Origin of the sequence: Barnesiella sp. An22 (genome assembly GCF_963931395.1) — a bacterium.
In the GTDB taxonomy this organism is placed as follows: Bacteria; Bacteroidota; Bacteroidia; order Bacteroidales; family Barnesiellaceae; genus Barnesiella; species Barnesiella merdigallinarum.
The window spans coordinates 3,002,044-3,026,030 of the sequence record NZ_OZ007014.1; the positions used below are offsets into that span (position 1 = coordinate 3,002,044).

General features: G+C 53.4%; 27 protein-coding genes, 1 tRNA gene and 1 riboswitch. Of the genes, 16 read left to right on the forward strand and 12 right to left on the reverse strand.

The features are described from left to right. The first annotated feature begins 19 nt into the window (after positions 1 to 19). Positions 20 to 1,255, forward strand: a complete 1,236-nt coding sequence (locus ABGT88_RS12435) for a glycosyltransferase N-terminal domain-containing protein (RefSeq protein WP_346702423.1) — start codon at positions 20 to 22, stop codon at positions 1,253 to 1,255. Between the two features lie 66 nt (positions 1,256 to 1,321). Here ABGT88_RS12435 and ABGT88_RS12440 read toward each other — a convergent pair whose 3' ends face one another. Next, the gene (locus ABGT88_RS12440) at positions 1,322 to 1,813 is read right to left on the reverse strand and encodes a low molecular weight protein-tyrosine-phosphatase (RefSeq protein ID WP_346702425.1); all 492 of its coding nucleotides are present in this window, start codon (positions 1,811 to 1,813) and stop codon (positions 1,322 to 1,324) included. 251 nt (positions 1,814 to 2,064) lie between these two features. Between ABGT88_RS12440 and ABGT88_RS12445 the strand changes: the two genes are divergently transcribed. From ABGT88_RS12445 to ABGT88_RS12455, 3 genes are all read left to right on the forward strand, one after another. After that, the gene (locus ABGT88_RS12445; RefSeq protein WP_346702427.1) at positions 2,065 to 4,200 is read left to right on the forward strand and encodes an Ig-like domain-containing protein; all 2,136 of its coding nucleotides are present in this window, start codon (positions 2,065 to 2,067) and stop codon (positions 4,198 to 4,200) included. Positions 4,201 to 4,444: 244 nt separating this feature from the next. Continuing rightward, positions 4,445 to 6,028 (forward strand): IS1182 family transposase, encoded by a 1,584-nt coding sequence (locus ABGT88_RS12450; protein ID WP_258328254.1) that lies wholly within the window; start codon positions 4,445 to 4,447, stop codon positions 6,026 to 6,028. 255 nt (positions 6,029 to 6,283) lie between these two features. Then, positions 6,284 to 6,922: a recombinase family protein gene (locus tag ABGT88_RS12455; RefSeq protein WP_300131185.1), complete on the forward strand. Its 639-nt coding sequence runs from the start codon at positions 6,284 to 6,286 to the stop codon at positions 6,920 to 6,922. Positions 6,923 to 7,003: 81 nt separating this feature from the next. Here the strand turns inward: ABGT88_RS12455 and ABGT88_RS12460 are convergent, their stop codons facing one another. After that, a complete protein-coding gene (locus ABGT88_RS12460; RefSeq protein WP_298663158.1) occupies positions 7,004 to 7,774 on the reverse strand; it encodes a glycerophosphodiester phosphodiesterase family protein in 771 nt (256 codons plus the stop codon). A 35-nt stretch (positions 7,775 to 7,809) separates the two neighbouring features. Beyond that, positions 7,810 to 8,766, reverse strand: coding sequence for an HAD family phosphatase (locus ABGT88_RS12465; protein ID WP_087409590.1), 957 nt, complete (start codon positions 8,764 to 8,766; stop codon positions 7,810 to 7,812). Between the two features lie 448 nt (positions 8,767 to 9,214). Between ABGT88_RS12465 and ABGT88_RS12470 the strand changes: the two genes are divergently transcribed. From ABGT88_RS12470 to ABGT88_RS12485, 4 genes are all read left to right on the forward strand, one after another. Next, complete coding sequence (locus tag ABGT88_RS12470; protein WP_346702430.1) at positions 9,215 to 9,841, forward strand: hypothetical protein; 627 nt, start codon at positions 9,215 to 9,217, stop codon at positions 9,839 to 9,841. A gap of 27 nt (positions 9,842 to 9,868) precedes the next feature. Next, complete coding sequence (locus ABGT88_RS12475) at positions 9,869 to 10,435, forward strand: RNA polymerase sigma-70 factor (protein ID WP_346702432.1); 567 nt, start codon at positions 9,869 to 9,871, stop codon at positions 10,433 to 10,435. A gap of 1 nt (position 10,436) precedes the next feature. Beyond that, the gene (locus ABGT88_RS12480; RefSeq protein WP_346702434.1) at positions 10,437 to 11,402 is read left to right on the forward strand and encodes a FecR domain-containing protein; all 966 of its coding nucleotides are present in this window, start codon (positions 10,437 to 10,439) and stop codon (positions 11,400 to 11,402) included. A gap of 121 nt (positions 11,403 to 11,523) precedes the next feature. Then, a complete protein-coding gene (locus tag ABGT88_RS12485; RefSeq protein WP_346702436.1) occupies positions 11,524 to 13,833 on the forward strand; it encodes a TonB-dependent receptor in 2,310 nt (769 codons plus the stop codon). A 111-nt stretch (positions 13,834 to 13,944) separates the two neighbouring features. On the opposite strand, the gene ABGT88_RS12490 is transcribed toward ABGT88_RS12485, so the two are convergent. The 3 genes from ABGT88_RS12490 to ABGT88_RS12500 all read right to left on the reverse strand — a co-directional run bounded on the left by ABGT88_RS12490 (position 13,945) and on the right by ABGT88_RS12500 (position 15,390). Beyond that, positions 13,945 to 14,124, reverse strand: a complete 180-nt coding sequence (locus ABGT88_RS12490) for a DUF4250 domain-containing protein (protein ID WP_025279088.1) — start codon at positions 14,122 to 14,124, stop codon at positions 13,945 to 13,947. A gap of 127 nt (positions 14,125 to 14,251) precedes the next feature. After that, positions 14,252 to 14,890: a hypothetical protein gene (locus tag ABGT88_RS12495; RefSeq protein WP_087409583.1), complete on the reverse strand. Its 639-nt coding sequence runs from the start codon at positions 14,888 to 14,890 to the stop codon at positions 14,252 to 14,254. Continuing rightward, complete coding sequence (locus ABGT88_RS12500; RefSeq protein ID WP_298663153.1) at positions 14,878 to 15,390, reverse strand: NAD(P)H-dependent oxidoreductase; 513 nt, start codon at positions 15,388 to 15,390, stop codon at positions 14,878 to 14,880. The genes ABGT88_RS12495 and ABGT88_RS12500 overlap by 13 nt, the downstream gene beginning before the upstream one ends. Before the next feature lie 404 nt (positions 15,391 to 15,794). On the opposite strand from ABGT88_RS12500, the gene ABGT88_RS12505 reads away from it, so the two are divergent. From ABGT88_RS12505 to ABGT88_RS12530, 6 genes are all read left to right on the forward strand, one after another. Beyond that, complete coding sequence (locus ABGT88_RS12505) at positions 15,795 to 16,124, forward strand: helix-turn-helix transcriptional regulator (RefSeq protein ID WP_300131202.1); 330 nt, start codon at positions 15,795 to 15,797, stop codon at positions 16,122 to 16,124. Between the two features lie 78 nt (positions 16,125 to 16,202). After that, complete coding sequence (locus tag ABGT88_RS12510) at positions 16,203 to 16,433, forward strand: thioredoxin family protein (protein ID WP_087408833.1); 231 nt, start codon at positions 16,203 to 16,205, stop codon at positions 16,431 to 16,433. Positions 16,434 to 16,444: 11 nt separating this feature from the next. Continuing rightward, positions 16,445 to 16,849, forward strand: coding sequence for a nitrophenyl compound nitroreductase subunit ArsF family protein (locus ABGT88_RS12515; protein WP_298663151.1), 405 nt, complete (start codon positions 16,445 to 16,447; stop codon positions 16,847 to 16,849). 10 nt (positions 16,850 to 16,859) lie between these two features. Then, complete coding sequence (locus ABGT88_RS12520; RefSeq protein WP_258327977.1) at positions 16,860 to 17,573, forward strand: aromatic aminobenezylarsenical efflux permease ArsG family transporter; 714 nt, start codon at positions 16,860 to 16,862, stop codon at positions 17,571 to 17,573. Continuing rightward, complete coding sequence (locus ABGT88_RS12525) at positions 17,570 to 18,019, forward strand: arsenate reductase ArsC (RefSeq protein WP_346702440.1); 450 nt, start codon at positions 17,570 to 17,572, stop codon at positions 18,017 to 18,019. The genes ABGT88_RS12520 and ABGT88_RS12525 overlap by 4 nt, the downstream gene beginning before the upstream one ends. A gap of 51 nt (positions 18,020 to 18,070) precedes the next feature. After that, on the forward strand, positions 18,071 to 19,039 hold the full coding sequence (locus tag ABGT88_RS12530; protein ID WP_300131207.1) for a permease: 969 nt from the start codon (positions 18,071 to 18,073) through the stop codon (positions 19,037 to 19,039). Positions 19,040 to 19,160: 121 nt separating this feature from the next. Here the strand turns inward: ABGT88_RS12530 and ABGT88_RS12535 are convergent, their stop codons facing one another. The 3 genes from ABGT88_RS12535 to ABGT88_RS12545 form a co-directional block, all read right to left on the reverse strand. Next, positions 19,161 to 19,523: a DUF190 domain-containing protein gene (locus tag ABGT88_RS12535; RefSeq protein ID WP_087408836.1), complete on the reverse strand. Its 363-nt coding sequence runs from the start codon at positions 19,521 to 19,523 to the stop codon at positions 19,161 to 19,163. Between the two features lies 1 nt (position 19,524). Then, on the reverse strand, positions 19,525 to 19,902 hold the full coding sequence (gene crcB / locus ABGT88_RS12540; RefSeq protein ID WP_300131209.1) for a fluoride efflux transporter CrcB: 378 nt from the start codon (positions 19,900 to 19,902) through the stop codon (positions 19,525 to 19,527). A gap of 22 nt (positions 19,903 to 19,924) precedes the next feature. Further along, positions 19,925 to 19,987, reverse strand: a riboswitch (Fluoride riboswitch). Between the two features lie 126 nt (positions 19,988 to 20,113). Continuing rightward, positions 20,114 to 20,461: a helix-turn-helix domain-containing protein gene (locus tag ABGT88_RS12545; RefSeq protein WP_346702443.1), complete on the reverse strand. Its 348-nt coding sequence runs from the start codon at positions 20,459 to 20,461 to the stop codon at positions 20,114 to 20,116. A 156-nt stretch (positions 20,462 to 20,617) separates the two neighbouring features. Here ABGT88_RS12545 and ABGT88_RS12550 point away from each other — a divergent pair, with 156 nt between their 5' ends. After that, positions 20,618 to 21,001: a nuclear transport factor 2 family protein gene (locus tag ABGT88_RS12550; RefSeq protein ID WP_087408839.1), complete on the forward strand. Its 384-nt coding sequence runs from the start codon at positions 20,618 to 20,620 to the stop codon at positions 20,999 to 21,001. Positions 21,002 to 21,019: 18 nt separating this feature from the next. Next, positions 21,020 to 21,559: a flavodoxin family protein gene (locus ABGT88_RS12555; RefSeq protein WP_087408840.1), complete on the forward strand. Its 540-nt coding sequence runs from the start codon at positions 21,020 to 21,022 to the stop codon at positions 21,557 to 21,559. A gap of 280 nt (positions 21,560 to 21,839) precedes the next feature. Here ABGT88_RS12555 and ABGT88_RS12560 read toward each other — a convergent pair. The 3 genes from ABGT88_RS12560 to ABGT88_RS12570 form a co-directional block, all read right to left on the reverse strand. Then, positions 21,840 to 21,912: transfer RNA gene (locus ABGT88_RS12560), tRNA-Lys, on the reverse strand. A gap of 98 nt (positions 21,913 to 22,010) precedes the next feature. Further along, positions 22,011 to 23,156 (reverse strand): AI-2E family transporter, encoded by a 1,146-nt coding sequence (locus ABGT88_RS12565; protein WP_346702445.1) that lies wholly within the window; start codon positions 23,154 to 23,156, stop codon positions 22,011 to 22,013. 58 nt (positions 23,157 to 23,214) lie between these two features. Then, on the reverse strand, positions 23,215 to 23,817 hold the full coding sequence (locus ABGT88_RS12570; protein WP_087408842.1) for a thymidine kinase: 603 nt from the start codon (positions 23,815 to 23,817) through the stop codon (positions 23,215 to 23,217). Between the last annotated feature and the right edge of the window lie 170 nt (positions 23,818 to 23,987).

A 23,987-nucleotide genomic window follows, 5' to 3' on the forward strand; every position in this document is an offset into this window, starting at 1 on the left:
AGAGAATTTTTGGTTGGCTATGAAATGTATCTATAATTTTGGAATATATTGCTACAAACAACTGGTCGCTCTGGCCGGCATGCGCAACGCCAAGGCCCGCAAACTGACGCAGGGGCAGAAGGGTATCTTCGACTACCTCTCCCGCAAGGCCGACCCGCAGGGCGGATACCTGTGGATACACGCCTCGTCGCTGGGCGAGTTTGAGCAAGGCCGCCCGCTCATCGAGGCCATCCGCAAGGCGCGCCCCGAGACCCGCATCCTGCTCACCTTCTTCTCCCCCTCGGGATACGAGGTGCGCAAGAACTACGAGGGGGCCGACCTGGTGTGCTACCTCCCCTTCGACCTGCCGGGCAACGTGAAGCGTTTTCTCGACCTCACCCGCCCCACCGAAGCCATATTCATCAAATACGAATTTTGGGCCAACTACCTCAACGAACTCAAACGTCGGGAGATTCCCACCTACATCATCTCGGCCATCTTCCGCCCCAACCAGATATTCTTCCGCTTCTACGGCGGCTACTTCCGCCGTATCCTGCGCAACTTTACCCACCTCTATATCCAGAATGAACAGTCGCGCCAACTGCTCGCCGGCATCGGCATCACCAACGTATCGGTCGTGGGCGATACCCGCTTCGACCGCGTGAGCGACATACGGCGCTCGGCCAAGGAGCTGCCCCTCATCGAGCGCTTCGCCCAGGGCAAAAAGGTACTCATCGCCGGCAGTTCGTGGCCCAAGGACGAGGAGTTCCTCATCGACTACTTCAACCGTCGCGACGACATCAAGCTCATACTGGCTCCGCACGAGATTCACGAGTCGCACCTGCTCTTTATCGAGAGCCTGCTGAAACGCCCCGCCCTGCGCTACACGCGGGCAACCGAGGCCGAGGTGACCGCGTGCGACTGCCTCATTGTCGACTGCTTCGGGCTGCTCTCGTCGATCTACCGCTACGGCACGCTGGCCTACGTGGGCGGCGGGTTCGGTGCCGGCATCCACAACATTGCCGAGGCGGCCGTCTACGACCTGCCCGTCATCTTCGGGCCCAATCACCAGCGGTTCAAGGAGGCTCACGAACTGATAGCCTGCGGTGGCGGATTCGCCATCGCCTCGAGCGAGGAGTTCGACACCACGGCCGACCGTCTGCTCGACAACCCCGAAGCCCTGGCCACAGCCAGCCACAACGCCGGCCACTACATCTCGTCGCACACGGGCGCTACCCGTCTCATCCTGAAAGACCTTTTCGGTATCGAAGCCTGACGCTACCGGCAAAAGCCATCGCCCCGCCTGCCAAGAGGAGAGGATGCACAGACCATGCCCGACTCGTTACGCCTCGGTGAGCGAATCGATAAGCCCCTCGCAGGCATCCTCGAGGATATTCAGCACATTTTCAAAGCCATCGGCCCCACCGTAATAGGGGTCGGGGATACAGTCTACCGGATAGTGTCGGCAATAGTCGGTCATGCGCTGCACCTTGGCCGTCTGCTCGGGTGTATCGGCCATCGAGCGGAGGGTGTCGATGTTGTAGTCGTCCATGCCCAGAATCAGGTCGAAGCGGTCGAAATCGTCGGGCTGCACCGGACGGCTGCGATGCTCCAGCAGATACCCGCGACGGGCGGCATGTGCCCGCATGCGAGGGTCGGGCAAATCGCCCGCATGACCACCGTAAGTCCCGGCCGAATCGACCTCGAAACAATCGGTCACCCCACGCTCGCGCGCCAGGTGCAGAAACACCCCCTCGGCCGCCGGCGACCGGCAGATATTCCCCAGACATACAAACAAAATCTTCACCGGTTTCTTTATCGTCTCTTTTTTCATTATGCTATGTATTGGAGTCAATAGATGCTGCAAAATAAATAAAAAGCGGGCGAACCCGAAGGGCAATATGACATTTTCATTAAAAAAGGAAAGTTTCTCACAAAAAACCTTTTTCTTTCGAGAGCAATTTTATATTTTTGTTTAGCCCTTAATAAAAAGCTCTAAAACAAAACATATAGAATACAAGAACTCTAAATATTATATCTATGAAGAAAAACTACTTTTTACGCACAGCTATCTTGTTAATAGCTATGTTGTGTGGAGTTAATGCAGGTTGGGCCGACACCTATACCCAAATCTCCACGCTCGACGAACTGACCGATGGCAAGTATGTGATTGCCTATGGTACAACATTTGCCATGAAGAATGCCATGTCCGGAACTCGTATTGCCGCTACTGAAATTACAGTTACCGACAACAGCATTCTCAATCCCGATGCCTCGATTGTTTGGGAAATAAAGACAACCGAAAACGGGAAGAGCATCAGCAACGGAGACCTCTATGTCGGAAATGGAGGAAACTCAAATGCAGCCTCGTTAAATGATAGCTTTACAGCCGGAAAATGCGAATTTACCTTCAGCATAGTTGATGATTTGTTCCGGGCAACCAATGTTGAACGATCCGATCGTTCATTGGAATATAATTCCTCGAACAAATATTTTGCTTGCTACAAGAACACCATGCCCGATTTGACTCTCTACAAGCTGGAAGAATCGGGTAAATCGAATCCCAACCTGGCCTTTTCCGGCATCACGGGCGATGTAACCAAACAACTCTCCGAAGGCAGCTACAGCAGTGTGGCCACTACGGCTTCCGACGCTACCATCGTGTATAGCAGCAGCAACCAGGAAGTGGCCACGATTGCTCAAAACGGTCTCGTTACACTGGTGGCCGGCGGTACGACTACCATCAAGGCCGAAGTAGCCGAAACGGCTACCTACGAAGCCTCTTTCGTAGAATATACCTTGACTGTTGTTGACCCGGCTATGATCAAGACCTTTGCCAAAGTGACCAGCGGTGCCGTAACCGATGGCAAGTACATCATCGTATACCAGGATAGTGACGATGCTACCTCGGTAAAAGCCATGAACACCACCAACGAGAAGAGCTACTTCATGTATACCGACGTTGACCTTACCGACGGTAAAATCGTAACCGACGACCAATCGATTATCTGGGACATCACCACACAAGCCAACGGTAGCATGTCGATCAGCAATGGCGACAATATTTTCGTAGGTTACAGAGGTAGCGGCAACAACGCATACATCTACGAAGCATACACCGAAGAGAACTGCGATTGGACATTCACGTTTGCCGATGGCCTCTTCACTTGCGCAAACGGTTCCGTAACGAACCGTCTGCTCCAATACAATACCAATTCTCCCCGTTTTGCCTGCTACACCGGCAGCCAGAAAAACCTCACCCTCTACAAACTCGACAGCGGCAAACAAGCCGTAACGGTAGCCTTCAACGAAGTTAGCGGCGACAAAGAGGTATTCTTCACCGAGAGCTTTACCTACAACAGTGCCGCCACGGCTACTCCCGAGCGCCCCATCACCTACAGCAGCAGCAACCAGGAGGTGGCCACCATCAGCACCGAAGGTATCGTAACGGTAGTTGGCCCGGGTACCACGATTATCAAAGCTACCACCGAGGGCAATGACACCTACGAAGAGGGTGCCGCTCAATACACCTTGACGGTACGGGCTGCATCGGTTTCGCTGCCCTACTCGACAGACTTCAAATCGGGTCTGGGCGAATGGCTCACCTATGTTACCTACGGTACGACCGAATGGGGTTCGACCTCTTACGGTGCACAAGCCAACGGCTTTAACAAGGGCGACGGCGAGACTTACCTCGTTTCTCCGGCCGTAAGTGCTTCCAGCATCGTGCTCTCCTTCGGTAGCGAAGTGTCTTTCACGGGTCCTGCCGCCCAACTCTTCTACTCAAGCAATTTCGACCCCAGCACCATGACGCAACCCGCCGAGGCTACCTGGACCGAAATTACCGACATGGCCACTTGGGCTTCGTCGCAAGAGACTACCCCCTCGGGCGACATCGAGCTGAAGAACCTCACCGCTCCTATCCGCTTCGCTTTCAAATACACCTGCTCCGAGGCCGAAGGTGCTGCCCGCTGGACCATCACCGACCTCAGCATCAAAGAGGGTGTAGCTTCGGGTATCGAAACGGTAGAAGCCAACGGCATGAAGATCATCAACGGTAAGGGTCAGGTAACCATCGAAACGGCCGAGGCTGCCCACGTTGCCATCTATGCCCTCACCGGCGCGCAAGTTCGTCAAATCGAACTCGTCGAAGGTACCAACGTCGTAGAACTGCCTGCCGGCATCTACGTAATCGGTCACCAGAAAGTAGTGGTATTCTAATCGAATACAGCAATCGATCATCATACACGAGGGTGACCCAAAAGTCAAAGACTTTAAAGGGTCATCCTTTTTTGTTTGGATTACGCCAGATGGTCACAATGAGAGAATGAATGCGTGAGAGTGAGTGTGGAGGGGAGAAAAAATTAACGGTTATCTCTTTGTTTTCAAAGAAATAACCGTTGTTTTTATGGTAAATAATTGCTATATTTAAAGTGAGAATTAAAAATAAAGTCAAGCATTTACCATGAGCGCAAAGATAGTGTATAAAGATTACAATCAGAACGAAAGTCTGCTTTTTCCGCCGACATTGGGAGAACTCGTCCCAAAGAACCATCCGGTGCGGATCGTGAACGCAGTGATAGACAGGCTGGACATATCTTCTGTAGAATCGACCTACAAGGGCGGAGGGACGAGCAGTTTCCATCCCCGCATGCTTCTGAAAGTGATAGTCTACTCCTACCTGTGCAATGTTTATTCCGGCCGCCGTATGGAGCGTCTTCTGCAGGAGAACGTGAACTACATGTGGCTTTCAGGGATGTCGCGGCCGGACTTCAGAACAATCAACCGGTTCAGGAGCGGGCGTCTGGCGGACGGGCGGTTTGACGGGCTGTTCAGGCAGGTTGTCCTGCTTCTGAATGCAGAGGGGCTCGTGTCGCTGAAAGTGCAGTACATCGACGGGACGAAGATAGAGTCTGTGGCGAACAGGTACACTTTCGTATGGAAAAGGAGTGTCGAGAAGAACAAGGAGAAACTGGAGGCGAAAGTGGATGCCGTACTCAAGACGGCGGAGTCGGTCCTCTCCGAAGAGAACAGGGAATGTGCTTCGGAGGAGTCCGGTGTGACGGATCTGGCCGAGCGTACGGAAAGGATACTGCGCAGGATGGACGAGCAGGGTATCAGCGACAGAAAGCTGAGGAAGTCCGTAGAGAAGGTGAAGGACGAGTCCCTTCCGAAGCTAGAATCCTACAAGCATCATCTGGAGACCTTGGGGGAAAGGAACAGCTACAGCAAGACGGACAAGGACGCGACGTTCATGCGTATGAAGGAGGACGCGATGCGCAACGGTCAGACCAAGCCGGGATACAATGTCCAGATAGCGACGGAGAACCAGTTCATCACGAACTACGGAATCTACCGGAGGCCGACGGACTGGGGCACTATGATACCGTTCCTGAAGTCGTTCAGGGAAAGATACGGCCGGCAGAGCGAAGAGATAGTCGCGGACTCGGGCTATGGCAACGAGCAGAACTACGCGTACATGGATGGAGAGGGGATTGACGCGTATGTGAAATACACCATGTTCCATGCGGAGATGAAGCGGAAATACCGGGACAACGCCTTCTTGGTACAGAACATGTACTACAATGAGGAGAAAGACTTCTATGTGTGCCCGATGGGGCAGCGTCTGGAGCGGGCCGGGACATGGAGCACTGTCTCCGACCTGGGATACAGGTCATCCGTGGCAGTATACCGGGCAAAGAACTGCGCCGGCTGTCCGCTGCGTGGAATGTGCTACAAGGGGAAGTCCGGCAGGCGTACCATTGAAGTGAACCACACTGCGAACGCATTCAAAAGGAAGGCACGGGAACTGCTGACCGGAGAGAGAGGCCTGATGCACAGGAGCAGACGTCCGATCGAGCCGGAAGCCGTATTCGGTGACATCAAGTTCAATCACGGCTTCAAGAGGTTCCGTCTCAAGTCAGCCGGAAAGGTCAATGTCGAGTTCGGCCTTGTCGCCCTCGCCCATAACCTCAGAAAATATGCGGCGCATGTCCGCGACGGACTCTTGGGTGTGTCTGACAACTCTCCGTCATTGGGAATGGCATAGCCCAAAAACATGAAAGACGAAAATCAGAGGTATTAGTAAACCAGCCCTTCCCGGAGACTTCCTGCTCCGGTAAAAAGTAATGTGGTCATCTTTTTCTATAATAAAACAAAGAGACCGCCCAAAATCTCTTTTGGGTCGGCCTCTTTTTTATACCCACCCGCCGACCTCATCGAGCCCGCCATCTTCGGGGCAGTCTCATTTTCTCACCCTCGCGGAAATACCATACCTTTATCCTCCGACAAAAAACAATACAGTATGGTAATTGCATATTTAAGAATCAGCACCAGCAGACAGCACCTCGACAACCAGGCCGACGAAATCAGACGTTTTGCCCGCTCTCGCGACATGAACATCGACCGGTGGGTAACCGAGATTGTAAGTGGAAAGAAAGACCAACGAGAGCGAAAACTCGGAAGGGTAATCAGACAGTTGAAACCGGGCGACACCCTTATCGTAACCGAAATCTCGCGATTGAGCCGTACCCTCACCGAAATCATGGCCATCATGGGCCGATGCCTCGAGAAGCAAATCACCATCTACTCGACCAAAGACGGCTATGCCTTCGACAACACCATCAACAGCAAGGTGCTCTGCTTTGCCTTTGGCCTTGTGGCCGAAATCGAACGTAACCTCATCTCTATGCGAACCAAAGAGGCGCTGGCCCTGCGCAAGGCCGAAGGGGTAATCTTGGGCCGCCGCAAGGGGAGCATCACCAAATTGCGTCTCCTCATCGACCACGAGCCCGATATTATCGAGCGGCTGGCCCGAGGCGAGTCGATTCGCTCGATATGCCGGGGATACGGTGTATCGACCGACACCTTTCTCAAGTTGCGCAAGCTGTCGCCCCGGGTAGAGTGTGCCTTCCGCTACAAACGGCTACCGGCCCCCGAATAAACCGGGGGCTGTACCCGGATGTCACGGATACAGCCCCTTGTGAGAAATAGTCTAATCGCCTATTTAAAGTTCAGTCGTATCTTATTTCTTCAGCATCTCCAACAGCAGCACCGGCTCGTTGGTGGTGATATAGTCGGCCTTGTGGTCGATGAAGTATTGCAGGTCTTCGGCCTTGTTGACCGTCCACACATTCACGGTGAGGCCCAGGAGGTGTGCCTCGTCGATCCATTGCGGATTGGCTTTCAAAACCTTATAGGCATAGTCGAGGCCGGTATAGCCCAACTCCTTGAGTTCGGCCGGGGTCTTGTCGCCGTTGAGATAGGCCACCTTGGCCTCGGGCGCCAGCTTTATCAGTTCGGTCCCCACCAGATTACTGAAGGCAATATACTCCACCTGCGCCTCCATCTTCTTGGCCTTCACCATATCGACCACCTTCCGGGCCAGTTCGATATTGCGCTCGGGAGTCGACTGGGTTTTCAGCTCCAGCACCAGAATCATGGGAGCCAGTTTCTTGCCGGCATCGAGGTAAGCCTCGAGCGAAGGCAGATTCTCGCCGTTTTTCAGTTTCGACCGGGTGAGCCGGTCGAAATTGCTCTTCTCGATCTCCAGCCCGTCGAGTGTATGGGCATCGTGATTGACCACCAGCCTGCCGTCGGCCGTGAGCCAAATATCCAGCTCCGACCCCCAGCAACCGGCCTCATGAGATTTTTGCAACGAGGTGAGCGAATTTTCGGCCGAGCCTTCGCATTTCCAGTACCCCCGATGCGCTACGGCATGGGTGGTGTATTGGGCACAGACACTCTGCGATATTGCCAGCAACAGGGCAGCCGCCATAAAGAGTTTCGATTTCATAGTTATCTCACGTTTTTATTGGGTTTATAACTTGTTCAAGGTTTCATATTCTCGGCATTGGTCCTTATCTCGAAGAGAGCCGTCTTGAAATCGACCTGCGTATCGCGCACATCGTTGCAACGGACGATAAGGGCCCCCTCCTTCTCCCAATACGACTTCACGGTGTGGCCGTTCATGGGACCGTCGGCTTCGCCCCGCACGGTTACATCGTCGGGGTTGACGACAATCTTCAATCCCCGCGATTCGTTGAGCATGTCCATATCGCCCCGACTGTTCCCCCCCACAATGAGGGGCACCGCCTTGATGTAGGTAGGTATCACCTGTGCCTTACCGTCGTCCTGAGGTATGGGCATGATAATCTCGTCGCTCATCACACCGTTCTTCACCACCCCCTTCACGCCCAGTACATGCGTCACGGGGATACCCAACTCGTCGGCCACAAAGCGCTGATAGAGGAACTCGGGCGAGGCGGTAAGAATCCATACTTCAAAGCCAAACTCCTTCAGATTGGCAATCAAGGCCTTCATCTCGGGATACATTTTCCCCTTATAAGAGCGCATGTAGCAGTCGTAACCGATTGTCGCAATCTCCTCGGGAGTCATGCCGGCGAAGAAATGGACCCGATCCTCGACATAGGGTTTGCCCACGTTGTTGCCATCCTTCACCATGCGGTCGATAATCGCCATCTTCTGCCGGGCCAACCGGTCGGTGCGCTCCCGGTAATGCGTCTGGGCATAGGCATAGAGAGCCTCGTCGGCCAGATAGTAGGGGGCTTGCCCGAATACGGTACCATCGCAATCGAAGACGGCAACCTTGCGGTCGGTAATCGAGAGAGTCGTTTGCAGAAACTCCTCTATGCGTTCATTCGTCTCGGCGGGCCAGGTCGAAATGGGCCGATAGGTTTGAGCCGACAACACTGAGACTACACTCACGGCGAGTATTACCCAGGTTTCACGCAGCCGACTCAATCGGGGAAAATCTATCCTCTTCATATAATTATCATCGGTATGGTTTACAACATCGACAAATATACAAATTTTATTCTTCTCCACGGTTTTCAAAGGGAAAAATTTCGAAACAAAAAGCAAATTAAAAAATCAGAAATCGAAAGGAAACGAAAATTTAATATCTCTGTAATCTCCCTGTCAACAGACAAAGCAACCCAATGCCCCGGACAATCGCCTCGAATATTACGAAAGGCGATAAAACCGGAACGATAATTCCGAAAATTTTATTTTGCTGATAATAAGATAGATACGAAAAATTATGAAAATTTTTTTCAGCACAGGTAGGGGGATTTTCAAACTCCGGCGTTATAAGGTCAAAATCACATAGCTAAGTGACCCACAAGGGAAAGCAAAGCAGCCGGCTTCTCACCACGCATGAACGCGGAGAGAAAAAACGGCTCACTATTTACACAACGAAAAAAATTAACAAATTATGAAACTCAAATTTATTGCATTACTTTTGTGCGCAGCCGTAAGCAGCAACGTAGCAAAAGGACAAGAAACCACCCATAACACCCAGTCTATGAACCGCCACGAAATACGCCTCTCGGCCAGCGACGGACTCACACTCGGACTTGCAAACGTCTTTGGCATGGGCTTGAGCGACGCCGTAACAGGCAGCAAGCGCAGCGACGAAAAATCGAGCCTGGTATACAGTCTGGGTTACAGATACTCGATTGCCCAATTCAGAGTAGGTGCCGACCTGGGATTCGTTCAATCGACCAGCAAGCTGACCCTGATTGGCGAAACGGCTCCCTCACTGAAAGAGAAAGACCTGAACTTCATGCTGTTGCCCACGGTCGAATTTGTATACTTCAAACGCGGTGTCGTTGAACTCTACGGTGGTGCTGCCGCCGGTGTAAATCTGGTGAACCATACCGAAAAGAGCCTGAACCAGACGGCTACCAGCAACGCCAAGAAGAGCGACCTCTCTACCACCTTTGCCTACCAGGTAAACCCCATCGCCCTGCGAGTTGGCAACCAACGCATCGGTGGATTCCTCGAAGCCGGCCTCGGATACAAAGGCTTTGTGACCGCCGGCGTAAGCTTGAGATTCTAATCACCCCATAACCTGCGAGTGCTACCCATGCGAGAGACCAGAAAAGAAACCTTCAAGTCCCTGTTCCAGAAACACTATCCTCGGCTATGCCATATAGCCTATGGATATGTGCTGGACCGAGACGACTCGGAAGACATTGTGCAAGAACTCTTCATCAATGTCTGGGACAAAGGGAAAGATACCTTGCCCGAGAAAGAGTTTGCCGCCTACATGACCACTGCTATTCGAAACAACTGCATCTCTTTCCTGCGCAAGAAACAGGGCGCCTTCGTTTCGATCGACGACTATCCCACTGCCGCCATCGACACGCCTGATGAAATCTATGATGACGCCGACGAAGCGAAATCGCCCGACAATCTCCTGCAAGTAGCACTCGCATCGTTACCTCCTAAATGCAAAGAGGTCTTTTTACTGGCCAAACTCAAAGGTATGAAATACCGCGAGATTGCCGAGAAACTGAACCTTTCGGAGAAAACCATAGAGAATCAGATGACCCGGGCTATCCGACTCCTGCGCACCTATGTGGCCGAAAACAACGCCTTGCGCATGGCCCTTATCTCAATCGTTTTATCAATCTTCTTAAACTGCATGTAAAATGGGAAATCACGACGACATAGACGAACTGTTGGCCAAACACTTCGCTCACGAACGGCTCACCGCCGCCCAGCAGGCCAAACTGGATCAATGGAAAGCTGCATATCCCGAAGAGAGCCAACGATTGCAACGGCTTATCGAGATGCCTATCTTCAGCGACACCTCGTTCAAGGTCGACACCGAAAAAGCCTGGGCCAAAGTCGAACCCCAACTCAAGGAGCACTCCCTGAAAATCGGTCGCTTCTCGCACAAAGCCTGGTTCTACTCCGCTGCCGCAGCCATTGCCCTCATACTGATAACTACCTGGATGATACTCTCTCACGAGACCGACACCCAAACCGTACGCTACGCCGATATAACCCAAACCGAAAACGTTCTTTTGCCCGATGGGTCGGAGGTTATCCTCTATCCCCATGCAACTCTGGCATTCCGATATGCCGACGACGGGACCGCCCGTCAGGTAGAACTCACCGGGAAAGCGTTCTTTCATGTAAAAAACCGTGACAACGCCCCCTTCAAAATCTCTACCGGACAGATGACGGTCGAAGTCCTGGGGACTTCGTTTCTCGTCGATGCCGCTCACGACAACAAGTCGGGCGTGTTTGTCGAGAGCGGACGGGTGAAGGTCTCTACCTCATACAACAACGTCATTCTGGAAGCCAACGAAAAGGTCGAAATCGCCGACGACCAGATGACGCTGGGTACAATCGAAGACCCCGCCTCCTTCTTCGGGAGGGGCGACTCGGTACTGGTTTTCAAAAACAGTCCCATCGCCACGGTGGTCCAGGAGGTGGAAAAACAGACCGGTGTAAAAATAGAGCTCGGTAAAGGGCTCGACCGAAACACGGTCACCACCAAAATCAACGTGAGCGAGCGTGAGAGCATAGCGGCCGAACTGGCTTTCGTGTGCGGCTGCCAATGCGACACCCTGGAAAAGGGGCGACACTACAAACTTTATTATGAGTAAGTTACAATTCTTATTCTCTATAATAGCACTACTTTGGGTTCATTCATCGTTAGGTGAAATTACAAAAAGACCCGTTGCGATAGCAGAAGAGCGGATATCAGTCTCCGCCTCTTCTGCTTCTGTGTTACAATGGTTCGAGCAAATCGAGCAGCAGTGCGACATCACCCTCTCGTACAACCCCTCGTCGATCGACCTCGACCGGGTGTGCACCTTCAAAACGGCAGGTGTCACCACCGTGGGGAAACTGCTGAAAGAGCTCCTGCGGGACTACCGCTTCAAGACCATCGAGATTTCACCCCGCAAACTGTTCATACAAATAGGCGAAGAGAAGTTCTTCACCCTCTCGGGTACCATCAGCGAAGAGGGAAGCAGCGAAAAGCTCTACGGAGCCATCGTCTCGCTTTACGACGAAAACGAACGGAAACAGTACACCCTCTCCGACGAAAACGGCCGATTCAGACTGCCGTTGCCCGAAGGGAGTTACCGACTCTGCATCACCTGCATGGGATACGAGCCTTATGAACAGACGATTGTCGTCGACCGCGACCTGACCTTGCAACCCCAACTCAATGCCCAGCTCTTCGAAATCGAAGAGGTCACTGTGAATTCGCGCAAACTGAGCAACTCGCTCGACGAACTGGCTCCTTCGAGCATGCTCTCGTTCAACAGCAACGACCTCTTTTCGCAAATCTGGATTCTGCCGGGCGTGACCGGCATACCCACCGGCAACAACTTTCTGGTCGACGGAGGCGGATACGACGAGAACCAGCTCCTGCTCGACGGCGTGCCCGTATACCACCCGGGGCACCTCAACCTGATGCTGCCCGTATTCAACGGCGACGCCGTGAAGAATATCGTCTTTCACAAAGGGTTCTTCCCCACCAAACTCGAGGGGAAGCTCTCGTCGATTACCGAAATAAACCTCAAGGACGGCAACAAGCAGGAGCACATGCGCACCCTCTCGCTCGACATGCCGGCCGCCTCGATCATGCTCGAGGGCCCCATACTCAAAAACAAACTCTCCTACCTGGTGAGTGCCCGGCGCAGTTGGCTCGACCTGCTCGACGAGTTTTTCTCCGAAGAGGACCGCCTCAACCACTCGACGCTCGACTTCAACGCCAAGTTGTCGTACGACATCTCGCCGTCGAGCTCGCTCAAGGCTCTGGCTTACCATGCGCAAGACATCTACCGCATGCCCGTCGGCCCCAAAGAGAAGATTACGGCCATGCGCTGGAACAACCAAATCTACCAGCTCGCCTACAACTTTTCGAAAGGGAAATTGAGCAACACCACCTCGCTCTTCTACACCTCACACGAAAATGTGGCGCATGCCGGAATACTGGGTTTCGAAACTGCGACACGCAGCTACATTCACAGCGGCATCAAGTCGATGAACGTATCGACCGAGTTCACATACAGCTACGACAACATCTACACCACCCGCTGGGGAGCCAAATATGCCCACGAGGTCTACGACCTGGCCATCCTGGGCGACACGGTACGTGTGCGCCACGAGCCCATCGACCAATTCTCGATTTTCTACGACAACCTCATCCGCATCACTTCGCAACTATTCACCCAGGTGGGAGTCCATTTCATTGGCTATCGGCCCGAGAAGCACCGCGACTATTACAGCATCCAGCCCCGCTTCTCGCTCAAATACTCGCCGTGGACCAACGACCTGTTCTATCTCAACTTCTCGCGCATGGAGCAGTTTTACCACTACCTGCGGTTCAACACCTTCTACATGCCCACCGACTTCCGGATGCCCAGCATCGAGTCGTACAAACCACGCTCGTCGGAACACTACGAGGCGGGGTGGAAACACAACCTGCGCAACGGCGCCCTTGAGCTGTCGGCCTACTACAAGACCCGCCGCAACATCGTGGCCCTGCGCCCCGAGACCTTTGTCGAAGATACCGAGTGGGGCAACTACATCATGACCGGCAACGGCGACAGCTACGGCATCAAATGTTATTTCTACAACTACTGGCGGCACTGGTTGCTGCAACTCTCCTACACCTATGCCCGCAGCCGCGAGTGGTTCGACGAACTGAAGGCCAACGGGAAAATACCCTCGCTCTACGACATCCCCCACCAATTGAGCGGAGCCGTCACCTACAACCTCAACAGCAGCTCCTCCTTCTCGTTGGGCGGACTGTTGAGGTCGGGCAAGATACTCGAAATCGACGAGACAACTTTCGACCCCTTCCCCATCGAGCAGTTCCACACCCGGCGGGCTCCGCTCAACTACCGGGTAGACGCCGGCTATTCGTTCAAGAAAAATTTCGGGGACGACAAATTGCTGCTGCTTCGCGTAGGACTCTACAACATCGTGGGCAACCCGCCCGAAGAGGAGTTGCTCGACTTCTACTCCGTGCACTGGCCCTACAACTGCATGCCTTACGGGAGCATCAGCTTCAAGTTCTGAACAGGCAAAAAAAATTCAGCTCCGGGTCTCGGGCTGAAATCAAAAGAGAGTCACAAACCGGCCACGGCACAAAACTCTCCCTGCGGGGAGGGCAAGAGCCGGTGCGACCGGTTACCAAAACTTGTTCTGGCTGGGGTTGTATTCAAAACCCGCACTGCCCAACTTGGCCACCAGGTCGGCCTTGCTGATGTGCATGTCGTCGCACAGCGCATCGAGCGAGGCATAGTTGTCGCGCAACTTGGTGTTGATAAACGAAAACAAGATCATCGGATCTTCGGGTAAAGTATTCATAATCTATTCCTTTCTGTTTCGGGGTGCAAAGATAGCAATTTCCCCCACAGGTGATACAAGAGAGCGGGAATAAAAATCACCACCCCGCCCCTTGCATATCGGCCGGGCCGGCAGCCGGGCCAGCGCCTCACTCTCCCGTCGGAGGCGTGTGGGGCAACCGCCCGTCCTCGATTTGCATCGTCTGCATCTGGCTCTTCGACACGCCGAACTTGCGGCCGAACGCGGTCCAATAGTACGTCGAGGCCCATATAAACAACCGCTTGCTCAGCGGCATGGTGGCCTGTATCGTGCGGTATTCCCCCCGGGCTACCGACCGTGCCAGCCGCTTGATGGCCCGTACGGCTACATACTTGAAGGGTGTACCCAGAATGGCCTCGCCGCTGCCCAACTCCAGAATAGACCCCAGCCGATAGCCGTTCTTCCGGCAGTAGAGGCGCATCATCTCTATGGCAATCTCGTTCTGGGTATACTCCAGAAAACCACAGTTAATCAGGATGGAGACCACCGGCTTACGTGCGGGTGGACAGCTCTCCAGCACCTTCAGAAACTCGAGGAACCCCACCGGCAGGGCATCGGCATAGAGGGGGAAGACAAAGAGCACATCGGTATACCCCGCCATCTGCTCGCACAACTCGCGATGATTGCGTCTGGTCAGGTTGAAATAGACCGTCTCGGCCGAGCAGTATTTCATAAAAAGTTCGGCATATCGCTTCGAATTCGACTTCGGAGCCCGGGGGCTGCCGTTGATAATCATTACTCGTCCCATAGTTCCACAATGTTTTTTACACAGTTTTCCAACTCGGCTTCGGAGGTGAATATCACCTCGTGACTCTCGAAGCTCATATTGCTCGCATTGCGGGCTACCAGCCGACGGAAGAGAGCCTGCTCCTCGGCATCGATGTCGCCATAGGCCACAATCGTAGCCCGCTTGGGCACCACAGCCCGCTGCACATGGTGCGTCTCGCCCTTGACGATGCGGATAAAGGCCTGCTGCACCGGGATAGCCCGCTCGAGCATGCGCTTCATCACCGTATCGTATCCGCCGTAAATCACCCGGCTCACATAGAGCACCCGGTCGCTGGCGGCAATATAGGGATAGACCCGGGTCGCATCGTCGCGCATCACACACTTGCCCGGCGTACGGGTCCAGCATCCGAAGCAGCCTGTACAGTTGGCTATCTTCAGCGACAAGAGGTCGATATACTTTATTTCCGAATGGTCTCGAATGTTCAATCGAATAGGTCGGTCACTCATAATCAGTTTCATAATCAATCGTTTTAAGGGTCAATACGCCACAGCAATCTACCGGCCAAATTTATATTGGTTCTAAATAATCCCCGAATTGGGTGGCAAAAATAGGCCATTTCACCACTCTCTCCAAAACGGCAGTTGCCGGTCTATCTATTTTTAGAACTTTTTATTGTTTCTTTTCAAGTTTGCCGAGGAGTGCATTTTCTTCGTCAAAGCGCTCCACAATCTTTTTGTTTTCAATACAATACAGTTTTATACCATCTCCGGACATTCACTCTACGATACAACAACCGACCGCAGGCTCGTGTTCAGGCTGCACGCCTCGGCCCTTGTCTTGTAATACAATCGGGAAAAAAATGAGCGCGACCTGTTGTCCGGCAAACATATTGTTCGTATATTTGCGAACAACAATTCTGACTATGGACGAAAAACGAGACTATACCCTCACTCAGGAACAGTTGGCCCGGTATGCCAAAGCCCTGGGGCATCCGGCCCGGGTGGCCATCCTGCACTTTCTGGCCCAGCAGGAGACCTGCTACTTCGGCGACATCCACGAAGAGCTGCCCATCGCCAAAGCCACCGTATCGCAACACCTGAAGGAGCTGAAGGAGGCCGGCCTCATCCAGGGCGAGGTCGAGACACCCAAGGTGCGGTATTGCATCAACCGGCAAAACTGGGAGAAGGCCCGCCGACTGTTCGGCGAGTTCTTCGAGCAGTGCGTCTGCTCGTCGGGGAAGTGCTGCCCGTAACAGCCCCCCCCGTTTTTTTTTCGAACCTATTGTTCGTTATTCTACGAATTACGTTTAACTAATATAATTACAACAACTATGGAAATTAAAGTTTTAGGAACCGGCTGTGCCGGGTGCAAAGCATTGTATGAACGAGTAGAACAAGCCCTCGCCGAGCTGGGTATGACGGCCACCCTCACCAAAGAGGAGGACTTGATAAAAATCATGGCCTACAACGTGATGACCCTTCCGGCTCTTGTCGTCGACGGAAAGGTGGTAGCCAAAGGCAAAATATCGACCGACGAGATAAAAAGCATTCTCACCCGATAAACGCAGCAGCCATGAAACCGATACTCCTCACCCTTTCGTTCCTGCTCTACCTGACGGCGAGCCTGGCACAAACCACACCCGATACCTATGTCGAGGTGCTCTACTTTCACGGCAAACAGCGCTGTGTCACCTGCAAAGCCATCGAGAGCTGCACCCGCGAAGTTATAGACGAACAGTTTAACGCTCAAGTCAAAGAGGGAAAAGTACGATTCCGGGCCATCGACATTTCGACCCCCGACGGTGAAAAACTGGCCGACCGCTATCGGGTAAGCCGCTCGTCGCTCTTCATCAACGGGTGGAACAACGGCAAGGAAAGCCGCAACGACCTCACCCTCTTTGCATTCCGGAATGCACGCAGTCACACGGAGCTATTCAAGCAGGAGGTAAAAGAGACGATTGTCCAACTCCTGAAATAACCCCATCCCCATGGAATATCTGCAAACCCTGCTCGAACAGAGCGAGATGCCCGTCATCACCGCCTTTCTGCTGGGACTGCTCACGGCGGTAAGCCCCTGTCCGCTGGCTACCAACATCACGGCTATCGGCTTTATAGGCAAAGACATGGCCAACCGCAACCGCATGTTTGCCAGCGGCATTCTGTACACCGTCGGGCGCATAGTCGCCTACTCGGTGCTGGGGGCCATACTCATTGCCATCCTGCGAAGCGGAGCCGATACCTTCCTCATCGAAAAGGAGATAAGTCGGTGGGGCGAACAACTGATTGCACCACTGCTTATCTTCATCGGTCTGTTCATGCTGATAGGCGACAAACTCCCACTCGCCCGGTGGGGCTTCTCGCCATCGGCCAAGAGCGAACGGTTGAGAGGCGCATGGGGCAGCCTGCTGCTCGGTCTGCTCTTTGCCTTGGCCTTCTGTCCCACCAGCGGGGTGCTGTATTTCGGTATGCTCATCCCCATGTCGGTCATCGAGCCCGAAGGCTATCTGCTCCCCGTGGTCTTTGCCCTGGCTACCGGACTGCCGGTTGTCGTGGCGGCCTGGATACTGGCATACAGCGTGGCGGGTATAGGCAAATTCTACAACCGCATGCAACTCTTTCAAAGATGGTTCAACCGCCTGGTGGCAATCATTTTCATCGCCATCGGCATCTATTATGCACTCACTCAACTCAATTGGATATGAAAATCTTGATTCTCTGCACCGGCAACAGTTGCCGCAGCCAGATGGCTCACGGCTTTTTACAATCGTTCGATGCCAATCTGCAAGTTTTCTCGGCAGGAACCCATCCGGCCGAGCAGGTCAACCCGCAGGCCGTCGAGGTGATGGCCGAAACCGGCATCGACATAAGCCATCACTGCCCGACCGATGTCGCAACCTGCCTGAATGAAACGTGGGACTATGTCATCACCGTGTGCGACCACGCCCGCGAGAGTTGCCCCGCCTTCTCGGGAGAGGTGCGCCACCGGCTGCACATCGGCATCGAGGACCCCTCGGAAGTCACCGGGTCGCCCGAGACGATAAGGCAAGCCTTTATCCAGGCTCGCGACCTGATAAAAGAGAGGTTCTCCCGATTCTATCTGACCGAGATTCTGGGGAAAGAACTGCCCCGATGTGCCTGTGAACGATAAATTTTTAAACGCAATGTTCGTAATATTACAAACAAAAAAACTTAGCCTGTTATGATACAACAATTTGCCGACTGGCTGGTATACGACCTGTTCGGGTTGAGTGCCGCCACCCCGCTCGGCAGCTCCCTCAACTTCTTTTTCTACGATTCGATAAAGATTATTATCCTGCTTTTCTTCATCAGTGCGATTATGGGTATCGTCAACGCCTACTTTCCCATCGAACGGCTGCGCGACTACCTCACCTCGCGCCGCCTCTACGGGTTGCAATATCTGTTCGCCTCGCTTTTCGGAGCCATCACCCCCTTCTGCTCCTGCTCGTCGATACCGCTCTTCATCGGGTTTGTCAAGGGAGGCATTCCTCTGGGGGTCACCTTTGCCTTCCTCATCACCTCGCCGCTGGTCAACGAGGTGGCCGTGGCCATGTTTCTCGGCACCTTCGGGTTGCGCATCACCCTCGTCTATGTGGTGAGCGGCATCCTGCTGGGCATGATTGGCGGCTTCGTGCTGGGCCGGTTGAAGCTGGAGCCCTACCTGAGCGACTGGGTAAAGCAGATACAACAAAACGCCTCGGCCGACTTCAACACCTGGGAGCGCGAACAGACCCCCTTCGTGAAACGGTTGCCCTCCATCCTGCGCGAAGCGTGGGGCATCGTGAAAGGGGTACTCCTCTACATCGTCATAGGCATAGGCATCGGGGCCGCCATGCACGGGTATGTGCCCGAAGGATTTTTCGAGCACTACATGTCGCGCGACAACGTGTGGGCCGTACCCCTCTCGGTTGTGCTGGCCGTACCCATGTATGCCAATGCCGCCGGCATCGTGCCCATCATCGAGGTATTTGTAGCCAAGGGCATACCCATCGGTACCGCTCTGGCTTTCATGATGGCCGTCGTGGGGCTCTCGCTCCCCGAAGCCACCCTGCTGAAAAAGGTGATGACCTGGCGACTTATTGGTATCTTCTTCGGCATCATCACCCTTTTTATTATCTTGTCGGGATACCTGTTTAACGCCATCCTGTAACCGACAGCAATCGGGGAGAGTGAGCCGGGATTCCTTCATCTCGACTCCCCTCCCCGTTTCTCCTTTTTACCGGCACGGCGAAGATAGCGCCACCGACCGCTACGGGAACTGCATCGTGTATCTACCGAACGGCCGGTCTGTCCCCCTTTTTCAGGAAGAGAACCTCGACATCCTGGCAGGTAACCAAACAGCCTTTAGGCAACGATTCGAACCACGGAGCCATTTGCTCGACAAAGGCATCGATCTTGCTCTCTTCATCGATCATCTCGACCACTACCGGCACCTTCTCGGTAAACTCCCAAAACTTGACCGGAGTCAGTTCGCTACTGGTTCCGTAACCCATGAGACCTTTATATACGGTAGCTCCTGCCAAGCCAGATTGCCGGGCCTTGTAGGCAATCGTCTCATAAGCCGATGCGTGATCTACCTTATCGGTATTGCTCAAATAGACCCGCAATGCCTTATACTTTTTTCCCAATTCCATATCACAACCATTTTACAAGGGAATACCCTACATACAACATGAAAAGGCCGCCCAACAAACTCAACCCCACATAGAGAAACAGGTAAAAGAAGTTGGCATCCCTGATCATCTGGAAACTCTCATTGATAAATGTCGAAAAGGTGGTAAAGCCGCCGCACAGTCCTACGGTAAGAAACAGGCGTAGATTCGCACTCATCAGGTTGTTCCGTTCAAACAGTCCGTAAAAAAGACCTATGGCCAGACAGCCCAGAATGTTTACCCAGAAGGTCCCGACCGGGAACGAGTGAAAGCCCCAGCTTTGTATCGCTTTGGAAAGAAGATAGCGCAGCGCACCCCCGGTAAAACTGCCGGCCCCTACAATCAGCAATGTCTTCAGCATAAAATGTCATTTTATTATTGTATCACAAGTAGGGATCATCAGCACATAAAGGCGGTTAAAGGCTAATCCCATAGCCGGTGCAAAGATAGTGAAAGGTGAGCGACAAGCAAAGATGCTTGCATTATTTGCTTGGCCGAACCGCATCCTATCTTCTGTAAAAAGAGGATAAAGGCGCGGCCTCATACCGTCTCAAACAGAAAATCCACCGGCCTCACTTGCCGTACTTCCGCTCAAACAGCTCTTTGTTTTTCGTACCCCACTCGAGCATGGCGTCGATGATGGGAATCAGGGTCATGCCCAGCGGCGTGATGGAGTATTGCGAACGCGGCGGCAACTCGGCATAGATGGTCTTTTCGACCAGGCCATCCTCGACCAGCTCCTTCAACTGCAGGTCGAGCACCCGCGGAGTCGCCTCGGGCAACGCCTTGTGCAGTTCACTGGGGCGCATCGCCCGATGCCGGAGTTCGTCCAGAATACACGATTTCCACTTCGAGTCGATCAGACTCATGGTCAGCCGCAAGGGACAATCCAAATCGACAGGTATCTTACGCTCATACATAATCGCACTCCTTTCTGATTACAAAGACAAATGTACAACATACTGCCCAAAATGGCGATATACCGAAAAAATTTTCAGTACCCGAATAATTTTACGGTACTTGTAGAAACAAGGATTACCCCATAGCTTTGCAACAAACATAAAACCCAACTGAATATGAGAGCAAGTATAGCAGAGTACAAGGCAGTCGAAGCGGCTGCCATGAAGTTTGTCAAGAGTGTGGCAGAGGGCAACAGCCGCTATGCCAAAGAGTTGTTTGTCGACGAGGCCGTGCTCTTCGGCTTTCTGGACGGTAAACTGGAACATGGCTCCATCGAGCAGTTCTACCACAACGTCGATACCGTGGGCGCCGGCGAGAACTTCGATGCCCGCATCGACATCGTCGCCCTCGAAGAGACGGTAGCCGTCGTGCGCGTGCTCGAAGAGAAGTGGGGCGGACGCATCGACTTTACCGACTACCTGCTGCTGTTGAAAATCAATGGCGAGTGGAAATGTGTAGCCAAAGCCTATAACCAAAATTCCGATACGATTCAACAATAAGAAAGGAGAAAAACGACCATGAAAATAGTAGTCATCACCGGCAGCCCCCGCAAAAACGGCAACAGCTTTGCCATGACCGAAGCCTTTATCCACGAAGCCGAGCAACGGGGCCACTCGGTACGCCGGTTCGATGCCGCCTTCCTGAAGATAGGCGGTTGCCACGCCTGCATGACCTGTTACAAAACGGGCAAAGCCTGCTCATTCGACGACGATTTCAACGACATCGCCCCCGCCATACTCGAGGCCGATGCCGTGGTATTCACCATGCCGGTCTATTGGTATTCGATTCCGGCCCAGATCAAAGGAGCCATCGACCGCCTCTTCTCGCTCGTGGTGGGCGGCAAAGAGGTAGCCGGCAAGAAATGGGGCTTGATTGCCTGCTGCGAAGAGGACGACACCACCGTACTCGACGGCGTACGCATCCCCATGGAACGCACCGCAGCCCTGCTGCAGTGGGAGATGGTAGGCGAAGTCCTCATCCCCGGCGTGCTCAACGTGGGCGACATCGACCACACCGACGGCTGCCAGCAAGCTGCTGCCCTAGCCGACAAATTCTGATTACCCTCTTCATTTACACGCACTCCCCGGCCCTTGCATCACCGCAGGGCCCGGGGATTTTTTTTGTGCCGCACCTCGTGCCGGAATATCGCTCATGCCACAACAAAAAAGAGCCTTTCTCCCGATTCTGGGGCGTCAACATGTATACTTGATTTCATAGGGCCCCATCCGCTTTTGACGTCGATTCATTCCGTCCCCTGGGGCTCCTCCGCCCCACCTTTTGCCGGAGCTTTAAAAAAGAATGAGCGACCGACTTGAAAGTCAATCGCTCGTCTTTCGGTGATCCGCCTGGGGCTCGAACCCAGGACCCCAACATTAAAAGTGTTGTGCTCTACCAGCTGAGCTAGCGAATCTAACCTTGGTGCTTTTTGTAAAAGCGATGCAAAGGTAAGGCTAATTTTTGATTCTACAAAACGATACCTCCGCAAATTTATGTTAAAGAACAGTTTTTTTACTCTTTCTCAGGCTTCACCTCTTCATCCGGGGCCGACGAACCAGCCGACACCTCGGGCGGTGTTTCCGGCTCGTCACCTATCACATAGCGCTCGTAATACGACAGGAACAACGTGGTGAGCGGCAGGGCGATAATCATGCCCACAAAGCCGAGCAGCGTGCCCCAAATCGAGAGTGAGAGCAAGATGATGGCGGGGTTCAGCCCCGTAACCTTACCCATCACCCGGGGCACGATGAATATGTCCTCGATCAATTGCACCACGATAAAGACCAGAATACAGGCCCCGAAGAGCAACCAGAAGTTGGTGCCGGTCTCCGATGCCGAAACCAGACACAACAGGATGGTGGGGATGAAGCCGACAAGCTGCAGATAAGGGACCATGTTGAGCAACCCGATGAAGAGCCCCAGCACGATAGCCATGGGCAACCCCACAATGAGGAAGCCGATGCAGAAGAGGATACCCACCAGCCCGGCCACGACGGCCTGACCGCGGAAGTAGCGGTTCATGCTCACCTCGATGTCGTTGACAATCGAGACCACCGTAGGGCGGTACTTCTGCGGAATCATCCGTTGGAACCCGACCAATATCTTGTCGTAGTCGAGCAGAATAAAGACAATGTAGAGCAGCACGATGAGCCAGCTGACGATGTTGATAATCTCGCCCACCGAACCGGTGATGAATCCCCAGGCCCCCGAGAAACTATCCTCGATAATCGAGAGCCACTGCTCCCGGCTGAGCAGGCTCGACAACTGGCTGAAGTCGATATTTTGCTGGATGAAGTCGTGCACCTCCTGCGGCACGAAGGGGATGCTCGACGAGTTGTAGACGTAGTCGCTCAACAGCTTGCGCATGACGCCTATCTCGTCGATAACCGACGGCAGCACCAGCACACACAGCAGCGCAAAGGTAATAATCACCTCGACAAAGGTGAGTGTAATGGCCAGCACGCGCCCCTTCAGCTTGAAGACCCGTTTGTTATACTCGACCAGCGGGTTGAGCATATAGGCCACAATCCAGGCCACGAGAAAAGGGAGCAACGCCCCGCGGAGGATATAGATGAGGTAGAACAACCCCACGACAAAAACGGCTCCGAACAAAATACGGACGACCCGGTCGAAGGTGTATGGCTGGCGTTCGGTCATGGCTACTCTATTTTTGTGTATCAATATTTTTATCTAACAATCTCGGAGCGGTTGCGGTTTACCCTTCGTGATGTTTCTCTTTACGCTCCTGTATCTCTTGCAGGTAGCAACGGCGGCACAAGGGCTGGTACTCGTTCTTCTCGCCCAGGAGCACCCGCTTGTCGTTATCGACCAACCGATAGGAGTAGTTGGCCAGATGGCCACACTTCACACAGATGGCGTGCACCTTGTACACATCGTCGGCGATGGCCAGCAGGGCCGGCATGGGGCCGAAAGGTACCCGGCGGAAATCCATGTCGAGACCGGCCACAATCACCCGTGTACCGTTGTTGGCCAGTTCGGAGCAGACCTCGACGATACCGTCGTCGAAAAACTGGGCCTCGTCGATGCCCACCACATCGACCCCCGAAGCCATGAGCAGAATGCTGTGCGAATTGTCTACCGGGGTCGAGAGTATCGAGGTGCTGTCGTGCGAAACGATATTCTCTTCGGAGTAGCGCACATCGATGGCGGGTTTGAATATCTCGACTTTCTGACGGGCAATCTTCGCCCGTTTCAAGCGTCGTATCAGCTCTTCGGTCTTCCCCGAGAACATCGAGCCGCATATCACTTCGATGCTTCCGCGGCGGCTGGTCTCGTAGTTATTTTCGGTCAAAACCATAGTTGTCGTTCTCTTTTTTCTTTCTGTTTAAATGATGCAACAAAAGTAAAAAGATAGTTCGACTTTGCCAACCTTTACTCCGGCTATTTATCTCAAAAGCAGCCGACAAAATTTGCCTCTGAAATTCTCATCGCCTATCTTTGCAAAGACAATACTCATACATTACCAAG